General features: G+C 52.3%; 5 protein-coding genes and 3 pseudogenes. 3 read left to right on the top strand and 5 right to left on the bottom strand.

Annotation, left to right across the window (positions count from 1 at the left end; genetic code table 11):
* Positions 1–166: 166 nt before the first annotated feature.
* From NNN71_RS23295 to NNN71_RS23280, 5 genes and pseudogenes are all read right to left on the bottom strand, one after another.
* Positions 167–391: pseudogene (locus NNN71_RS23295) on the bottom strand (type II toxin-antitoxin system death-on-curing family toxin); the annotation flags it as partial.
* A gap of 247 nt (positions 392–638) precedes the next feature.
* Positions 639–748 (bottom strand): annotated as a pseudogene (locus NNN71_RS25320) (IS3 family transposase); the annotation flags it as partial.
* 143 nt (positions 749–891) lie between these two features.
* A pseudogene (locus tag NNN71_RS23290) lies at positions 892–1713 on the bottom strand (ISL3 family transposase); the annotation flags it as partial.
* 10 nt (positions 1714–1723) lie between these two features.
* Complete coding sequence (locus tag NNN71_RS23285; protein ID WP_267453917.1) at positions 1724–2074, bottom strand: SDR family NAD(P)-dependent oxidoreductase; 351 nt, start codon at positions 2072–2074, stop codon at positions 1724–1726.
* Positions 2075–2077: 3 nt separating this feature from the next.
* Positions 2078–3184, bottom strand: a complete 1107-nt coding sequence (locus NNN71_RS23280; protein ID WP_267453918.1) for an alkene reductase — start codon at positions 3182–3184, stop codon at positions 2078–2080.
* Between the two features lie 101 nt (positions 3185–3285).
* Between NNN71_RS23280 and NNN71_RS23275 the strand changes: the two genes are divergently transcribed.
* From NNN71_RS23275 to NNN71_RS23265, 3 genes are all read left to right on the top strand, one after another.
* Positions 3286–4197: a LysR family transcriptional regulator gene (locus tag NNN71_RS23275; RefSeq protein ID WP_267453919.1), complete on the top strand. Its 912-nt coding sequence runs from the start codon at positions 3286–3288 to the stop codon at positions 4195–4197.
* A 113-nt stretch (positions 4198–4310) separates the two neighbouring features.
* Positions 4311–5486 carry an MFS transporter gene (locus NNN71_RS23270; protein ID WP_267453920.1) on the top strand — a complete coding sequence of 392 codons (1176 nt, stop codon included), beginning with the start codon at positions 4311–4313 and terminating at the stop codon, positions 5484–5486.
* Positions 5487–5525: 39 nt separating this feature from the next.
* The coding region (locus tag NNN71_RS23265) for a hypothetical protein (RefSeq protein ID WP_271459458.1) at positions 5526–5931 on the top strand (406 nt) is incomplete at its 3' end.

Below are 5931 nucleotides of genomic sequence, written 5' to 3'. Positions count from 1 at the left end.
CTATTTAATTTCCAAATAAGTACTCTACGAATACAATTACGCAGATTTAAACAAACTGCTTTGATTTAGAACATGAACTGGATACCTGAATATTCTCTTTTTGATTTACAGGTGATGAAATATCGTTCAAGACATTGTAAAGTTCGTTCACCTCCTGCGCCATGTACTATGCATCGGCAATGGCCTGTTCTCGCTGGCTTGTGCTCAACATTACCAGCTCGCTTAATACGCCTCCCCCGGAGCCGCTCGCGGCGTTTATGGTCAACTCTTCCAGCTCAGTGCCCGAATCATTCAGCTGTACGCCATTTCGCGCTAGGAACATGGCAGTAACAGTGAGGGCCTTCCGTTTATTTCCATCGTGGAAGATGTGCCCACGGGATATAGCGACCTGGTACCTTGCCGCCCGTCATGCATCGCGCTGATGCTTCGCTCTCTTTATCGCGACTTGTTGGCATGCCTTCTATGCTTCGCGTTTTTTGCGATTCGCGTCGATTTCGCCCTCGGTCATGTGCTCATTCAGGAGATACCCGCCACCACAACAGCAACTACATTTTGCGGACTACGACCCGCCATCAATTATAAGCCGTGTTTAGCGTGGTCACTCCAACTTTCATGCTGTGCGATCACATGATTTTTGCCGTCTCTACCGAAATAGTGGCCTCACGGCACACATCCTTGACGGTGCGGCCGGCTTCGACGGACTTCAATTCAGCGATGATCTGTGTTCAATGAATCGGATCTTGCGCATAGCGATCTCCTCAGGGGCCATAATCAGTATGTCGGAAGATCTCTAAAAGTGAATGGTTCGTTTTGCCGGGATACTTACACCATCTGCGCCGCTTCCAGTCTTTCTGCTATTCGGCCATGACGTTTATGGCGGCCGTACAATCACAGATAACGGGAGCGATGTGCACTTTTTCGTGCCTGTAACGGGATGATTTTCATCTCTGACTGCCGTGTTTTATCCACGACAGCACAGAGCATTTTCGCGACATGGAAGTGATCGAAGGCGATTATTTCTACCGCGTTGGGCAGGTGGATACGGGCTGCGCTGATATAAGCCAGGTTCATGTCCATCGACAGGGTTTTGATGGATTCGATCTGGCGGTCACTCAGGCTCCGGAGGTAACCCGCTAGGCTTTCAACACCGCGATCATCCCTGAGCTCCAGGGCCTGTCCCTGTGTATCAGAGATAACCGTGACGTACTGATGACCCTTTTTGAAGGCGACCTCATCAACACAGAGATGACGTGCTGACTGCGGGGTTTTACGACGGGAGAGTCCGCGCTTAACTGCCCGCTGCATAATGTTATCGACGGCATTACAGCTCAGCCTCAACTGTTTCCTGACGGCATCGACAGTGCTGATTTTCAGCCATGAGATGACGAACGACTCGAACAGCAGCGTGTAGCGGTTGCCGGGACCTGCCCACGGAACAGGCAAAGTCTGGCAGCCATGATCCGGGCACATAATACGAGGAACACTGGCTTCCACCAGAGTGGTAAACTGACAGGTATCAAGGTGACGCCATTTACGATGCCGGTGATCGTGAACTGGACAGTATTTACCGCAGGTTGGGCAGGATAATTGCGCGTTTTCAGCTATACCAACGATGACGGTAACAGAACCAGCGTTTTCATCGAGGGAAAGGGATTTAACCTGCCACGGAGCGGTCAGGTTAAGGATGTGGGCATAGAGAGATTTCTCATCCATGGTGATGCTCTCAGGCGATAAAACATACCATTATCATGCCCTCAGCCACCACAACAGGGGAAGACCCTGATAAATCCAGTGCAGTCAACATTCCACCTGGCGCTTGCGACACTGCCGTCACAATAATATGGTCCACTGGTTCCAGCGTCTGGCCCAGTATTGCCACCTGTTTTTCATCCGCGATGTTCAACACGACAGTTTCCGCGCTGGTACCCAGTGCCTGCAAACGCTGGCAGGCATCCGAGAGTTTATTGTGGTCCCGGCCAGCAAGAATAACGTGCCCACCGCACCCGGCCAGCAGTACCGCCACGGCAAAACCGATCCCTGTTGCGCCGCCAATAATCAGTGTACGCTGCGTCATGACTCAGACCTTGGTTGTCAGAGAGGGATAATCGGTATAACCCACTTCGCTACCGCCAAACAGTGTTGCCGGATTACCCATCGCAGCCAGCGGCAGATTTTCTTTCAGACGGCGAGGAAAGTCCGGGTTGGCGATAAATGGACGTCCAAAAGCGACCAGGTCCACGAGACCCGCAGCCAGCAGTTTTTCCGCTTTTTCCCGGGTGTAATTTCCGGCCACGATAATCGTGCCGCTGAAAGTCGCCCGCAGGGTTTCACGGAACTCATAAGGGACCTGCGGCGCATCGTCCCAGTCAGCTTCTGCCAGATGGATAAAGGCAATACCTTTTGCTTCACACCACGCAGCCAGCACCAGAATGGCTTCAATCGCCTGTGGATCATCCATGCCGCGCTGGGTGATAAACGGAGCGAGGCGAATGCCAGTACGAACTGGCCCAATGGCATCGCTGATGGCTTCCAGTACTTCCTGAGCGAAGCGCACACGATTTGCCAGGCTGCCGCCATATTCATCGGTGCGTTGATTCGAGGTACGGCGCAGGAATTGGTCAATCAGATACCCGTTGCCGCCGTGGACTTCCACGCCGTCAAATCCGGCCTCCATGGCATTGACTGCCGCCTGACGATAATCCGCAATGATCTGTTGAATATCGGTATGGGTCAGTTCACGGGGAATCGGGCAGTCAACCATTTCACCAACACCGTCACGGTTGACCACCCATACCTGCGCAACCGGCGACAGCGCAGAAGGGGCAACCGGTTTTCCATCAGTGTGAAAACTTTCATGGGACATACGCCCCACATGCCATAGCTGAGAAAAAATAGTGCCGCCTGCTAGATGGACGGCCTCCGTTACCAGACGCCATCCAGCCACCTGCTCAGCCGAATGAATGCCTGGCGTCCAGGAATACCCTTGCCCCTGGGCTGAAATCTGTGTTGCTTCAGTGATGATAAGACCTGCGCTGGCGCGTTGCTGATAATATTCTGCCATCAGCGCAGTAGGGATATTGCCGGGCTGTGCTGTACGGGCGCGCGTCATTGGCGCCATCACAATACGGTTGTTAAGTGCTCGTGTGCCAATAGATGTGGTCTCGAAAAGTGTGTGTTGCGGCATATTCTGTTCTCCGGAGCGGTTGATTATGCTTGACTTTACGACCTGCAGGCCGCTTTGATAATGACAGGTAAAACTGATTATCTATTCAGGAAATCAGAATAATGGGCAAGTTCGAAGATATGACGTTACTAGTGGAAGTGGTTGAAGCCGGTGGGCTGGCTGCCGCAGGGCGGAGGATGAATTTGTCTCCGGCCACCATGACTGCACGGCTAAAGGCGCTGGAAGAGCGCTATCAGACCCGGTTATTTAATCGTTCAACACGGGCAATAGCACTTACGCGAGCCGGGGAGGAGTTTTACCACGCAGCACTGCGCGTGCTGGAGGAGATAGCGCAGGCAGAGGCAAAACTGACTCAGAAAGAGGGAATGCTCAGCGGCACTCTGCGCATTTCAGCGCCCTCAGACTTTGGCCGGCACTATCTTTCGCCCGCCCTTCTTGATTTTACCCGTCTGCACCCGGCAGTCAGAAGTTCTGTGTATCTCAGTGAAAACGTGGTGGATCTGATTGCCAACCGTCTGGACATGAGTATACGTTTTGGCAATCTGCCGGACAGTAATCTGGTCACAAAATTTATCCGGCCCAATCACCGGGTTCTGGTGGCGTCAAAACCCTATCTTCAGTTATACGGGACTCCCCAGCATCCGGACGAACTCCATGGGCATCGCTGTCTGGTGATGGAGCTGCGGGGCACGCTGATGAACGAGTGGCGTTTTGAAGAGCATGATGTGCCCTCCGTGGTGCGGGTTACACCGGCCATGGTATGTGATGATGGCGCGCTGTTACGTCAGTGGGTACTGGCAGGTGCGGGTATCGCCAGCAAATCATGGTGGGATGTTAAGCGCGATGTCGAACAGGGCCGGCTCACCCTGTTATTTGCTGATACCTTTATTGGCTTCAGCCGGCATGACAAAAAACAGGTCGGCCTGCAATTTGTCTACCCGCAACGGCGTTTTCAACCTTTGCAGGTGACGGCATTCAGTGATTTTTTCAATAATTGGCTGGCTAACGAATAACCCGGGCACGCTCTTTATTCATCAAAACGAAATAATCCATTCCGTTTTATCATTATTATCAAAAGCGAATGTGTAGTTCAGGATGACGGTATCTTCTCTCTGTCAGGTCACTTATGAAAACGCAACGCATTCCTCTACAGGTCTGGATACTGACCTTATCAGCCTTTGCCATCGGCACCGCCGAATTTGTGGTCGCGGGGTTATTAACCACCATGGCGCACGCCCTCAATATTACTGACGGTCAGGCAGGAAACGTTATCACTGCTTATGCTATGTCGATTGTTATCGGCGGACCTGTGCTGACGCTGTGGCTCGCCCGTTTTGAAAAACGTAATGTCCTGGCCGGGCTAATGGTGCTGTTTATTGCCACCAACCTTGTCAGTGCTTTATCGACCAGTTATCCGGTGCTGCTGGTAAGCAGGGTACTGGCAGGATTGGTACAGGGGCCGTTTTACGGTATAGGGGCGGTGGTAGCAACGCGACTTGTCGCAGAAAATCTGGCTGGCCGGGCGGTTGGGCAGATGTTTGCAGGACTGACGCTGGCGAACGTGCTGGGGGTACCGTTTGGGTCATGGATTGGCAATATCTTCGGCTGGAATGTGACGTTTTACGTGGTTTCAGCCCTGGGCGCGGTGGCGCTGATTGCTATCATATCTACCATTCATCGCCAGCCCATTGAGGAAGGTAAAAGTATCCGTCAGCAACTGACTGTGTTTTGCCACGGTCCCCTGCTAGCAAGCCTGGCGATTACCGTTCTGAGCTGGACCGGTTTCATGACCCTGTACGGATATATTGCACCGCTGGCTGAACAGGTGGCCGGTTATAACGTGCAGGCGCTGACCATCTTGCTGTTTGTGGTGGGGATTGGCCTGGTGGTGGGAAACCATATTGGCGGTATCAGCGCCGACCGCAACCTCCGCCAGGCACAGCTGTTATGGCCGGTGTTGATGGTGGCCTCACTGGCGGTGGTTGGCCTTGTCAGCGATAGCTACTGGTTATTTATGGTAGCAGCATTTCTGTTCGGCATTGCCTCATTCGGCAATGTGCCCCCTTTGCAAATGAATGTCCTGAAACATGGCAGTGCTGCATCGGAGCTGGCTGGTACTGCCAATATTTCGGCATTCAACCTGGCAAATGCCCTAGGGGGGATTATTGGTGGGCTGACGGTAGACAGTACCTTGGGGGCTGTGGGAATTCCCTGGGTCGCGACCCTCGTTCCGGTGACAGGAATTGTGTTTGTTCTGTTTTATCGTCGACGTAGCAACCTGACCATTCAGACAATAAGGTAATGATGTAGACATTTCTCAGCAGCGGTATGGAAGCCGCACGTGACATTATTATTTTACAGGCCGTGCACGCCCAGTTTTATCCACAACCGAATTCTCGCTTACTGGTTGTATACCAGCGACAAACCGCTGGTACATTTCATTTTTGCGGGAATCGAAGGGTATACATTGCCCGCAACGGTATTAAAAGATTGTCTCGGCCATATGACATTTGTAGTGAAGTGCTGGACGTTCCTCCATTCGGCTAAATTGCTTTCAGCACGGGGTTCCATTACTGATGGTGACAAAGGGTGTAAATCCAAGGCGCGCTCGTATGAGAGCGCGTACCCAAGCTTAACCGGCATATTGCTCCTTCGCATGTTTACAGGGACTATCCATGGTGATGGTAGCTTTGATAATGAATGGGTTAAAATGCCACATAATCACTATCCAACGCCTGAGTTTTTAC

Source organism: Kluyvera sp. Awk 3 (assembly GCF_028069715.1).
In the GTDB taxonomy this organism is placed as follows: Bacteria; Pseudomonadota; Gammaproteobacteria; order Enterobacterales; family Enterobacteriaceae; genus Kluyvera; species Kluyvera georgiana_A.
This window is presented reverse-complemented; position numbering and strand designations above follow the sequence as displayed.

What these genes read in the sequence shown, in the direction of transcription:
- NNN71_RS23285 (WP_267453917.1), bottom strand. Translation starts at nt 2,074, where the DNA reads ATGACGCAGCGTACACTGATTATTGGCGGCGCAACAGGGATCGGTTTT.
- NNN71_RS23280 (WP_267453918.1), bottom strand. Translation starts at nt 3,184, where the DNA reads ATGCCGCAACACACACTTTTCGAGACCACATCTATTGGCACACGAGCA.
- NNN71_RS23275 (WP_267453919.1), top strand. Translation starts at nt 3,286, where the DNA reads ATGGGCAAGTTCGAAGATATGACGTTACTAGTGGAAGTGGTTGAAGCC.
- NNN71_RS23270 (WP_267453920.1), top strand. Translation starts at nt 4,311, where the DNA reads ATGAAAACGCAACGCATTCCTCTACAGGTCTGGATACTGACCTTATCA.